Here is a 2,491-nt window from a genome sequence, read left to right as displayed (position 1 = left end):
GTAAGCGTCCGCTGAACACACCTTATGAATTCTTCCTATAAGCCTTAATTTAGTCCCCACTTAAAAACAAGTGGGGACTAAAATTTATGACTACAAATCACCAGACATCCATCGCATCTCTTGCGAAAAAACGAAGAACATACAGTGCTGAATTTAAACAGCAGATCGTTCAGGCTTGTAAAGCACCGGACGTTTCAATTGCTTCGGTCGCTTTGCAACATGGATTGAATACAAATCTTGTATCCAAATGGATTCGCTTAATTGATGGTAAGCCAGGGAATGATCGCTCACCACTACCGAATAAACCTGCATTTATTGCCTTATCTTGCTCTGCACCATTAGATCCTACTCCTACTGACATGTTAACGGTTCAAATTACTTTACCCCACTCAAAAGCAGAAATTGGCTTGAAATGGCAAGTATCAGAAATATCTGCTTTAGCAGAATTACTCAAGGCACTTGCAACATGATCCGCATTGATGAAATCTGGCTTTCTACCCAACCTCTGGATATGCGAGCAGGGATGGATACTGTCATGGCTCAGGTGGTGAGAGCCTTTGGCTACATTAAACCGCATTGTGCTTACCTGTTCTGTAATAAACGTGGCCATCGCATGAAAGTGCTGGTACATGATGGACTGGGCATCTGGCTGTGTGCCCGGCGGCTGGAACAGGGAAAATTCCACTGGGCGCAGGTTCACCAGGGTGAAAGCATGGCGATCAGTCCGGAACAGTTACAGGCACTGATCCAGGGTTTACCTTGGCAGCGCATTGGACGACAGCAGGTGGTGACGATGCTCTAAACCAGGCTGTTCCATTCTGCTATTCTCCAAACGTTCTATTTCATTCTTCTCATGACCTCAGGCATACTGCGGTCATGAATACGCTGCCTGACTTAAGCCAACTGACCCATGAACAACTGCTGGAATTCACCAGACAGTTGGCGCTGCAGCATCAGTCTCTAGCACAATCAAACCAGCAATTGGATGCCAAAGTTCAACATCTTTCCATTCTCACGCAAAAATATGAGCATGAACTGGCGCTGTTTAAAAAGCACAAATTCGGCAGTAAAAACGAACATCTCACCGCAAAACAAATCCATCTGTGGGACGAAGCGGTTGAAGAGGATATCGCAGCAGTTGATTTGGAACTGGAGCGGCTGAATGCAGATAAAACCGATGCAGCGACAGAGAAAGCCACAGTCAACAAACCTAAACGTCGACTGCTGCCGGATCATCTACACACCATCCGTATTGAGCATGAACCTGCATCAACCCAATGCAGTTGTGGCTGCCAGTTACGTCGTATCGGCGAAGATATCAGTGAAAAACTGCATTTCAGACCGGCACAGTTCTATAAGGAACAGCATGTGCGTGGCAAATGGGTCTGTGATCAGTGTGACACCCTGACTCAGCAAGCGATGCCCGCCTATGTGATTGATAAAGGCATTGCTTCACCTGAACTGCTCAGCCATGTGCTGGTATCGAAGTATGCCGATCATTTGCCGCTGTACCGTCAACGTCTGATCTATCAGCGGGCGGGAATCGAACTTTCTAGATCAACTTTATCTGACTGGATAGGTCGCTGCGGTGTAGAACTGGAACCTCTGGCCAATGCCTTAAAAGAGGTGGTACTACAACAGCAGGTGCTGCATGCAGATGAAACACCGGTCACCATCATGCGGATGGGGGAGAATGATAAAAAACCGAAGAAAGGTTATGTCTGGGCCTATGCCACTACACAGTACAATCCAGTTCAGGCGGTGATCTATGACTTTCAGGATAGTCGTTCAGGCCAGCATGCTGCAGAGTTCTTGAAAGGCTGGCAGGGTTATCTAGTCTGTGATGATTACAGTGGTTATAAAGCACGCTTTAAATCAGGCCAGGTCATAGAGGTGGGCTGCATGGCCCATGCACGTCGTAAATTCCATGAACTGCATGTAACTGGGAAAAGTCAGGTCGCTGAACAGGCATTGGTGCTGATTCAGAAACTGTATGCGATAGAAGCAGAACTCAGGAAAAAGACCGATAGTACAGCAGAACACCGCCGCGAATACCGACAACAGCACAGCCAACCGGTGATGCAACAACTGTATGAATGGCTCAACCAACATTATCTGACGGTGCCATCGAGTTCTCCAACCGCCAAGGCCATCAATTACAGTCTGAAGCGTTGGCCAGCCTTAAGCCGCTATCTGGATGATGGCAATCTACCCATTGACAATAACTGGGCAGAGAACTCAATGCGTCCCTGGGCATTGGGCCGTAAGAACTGGTTGTTTGCAGGTTCGCTGCGCAGTGGACAGCGAGCGGCAAATATCATGACTTTAATCCAGTCAGCAAAGCTGAATGGGTTGGATCCGTATGCCTATCTCAGTGATGTGCTGAAAAGGCTGCCGACGCATAAAGCGACCCAAATAGAAGAATTACTACCACATCGCTGGAAATCCAACTCAAATTAAAAAATAGGCATGGGGTTCAGCGGACGCTTAC

The 2,491-nt window shown here is 47.4% G+C and carries 3 protein-coding genes; all 3 read left to right on the top strand.

The annotated features are described in order from the left end of the window. Positions 1-86 precede the first annotated feature (86 nt). The 3 genes from DYI81_RS17745 to DYI81_RS17735 all read left to right on the top strand — a co-directional run bounded on the left by DYI81_RS17745 (position 87) and on the right by DYI81_RS17735 (position 2,460). Complete coding sequence (locus DYI81_RS17745; protein ID WP_004762545.1) at positions 87-470, top strand: transposase; 384 nt, start codon at positions 87-89, stop codon at positions 468-470. After that, positions 467-802 (top strand): IS66 family insertion sequence element accessory protein TnpB, encoded by a 336-nt coding sequence (gene tnpB, locus DYI81_RS17740; RefSeq protein ID WP_067728626.1) that lies wholly within the window; start codon positions 467-469, stop codon positions 800-802. The genes DYI81_RS17745 and tnpB overlap by 4 nt, the downstream gene beginning before the upstream one ends. A gap of 74 nt (positions 803-876) precedes the next feature. Next, on the top strand, positions 877-2,460 hold the full coding sequence (locus DYI81_RS17735) for an IS66 family transposase (protein WP_117008198.1): 1,584 nt from the start codon (positions 877-879) through the stop codon (positions 2,458-2,460). Positions 2,461-2,491 lie beyond the last annotated feature (31 nt).

The organism is Acinetobacter sp. SWAC5, assembly GCF_003419885.1.
GTDB lineage: Bacteria > Pseudomonadota > Gammaproteobacteria > Pseudomonadales > Moraxellaceae > Acinetobacter > Acinetobacter cumulans.
The sequence above is the reverse complement of the archived record's forward strand: the minus strand, read 5'-3'. Positions and strand labels throughout refer to the sequence as shown.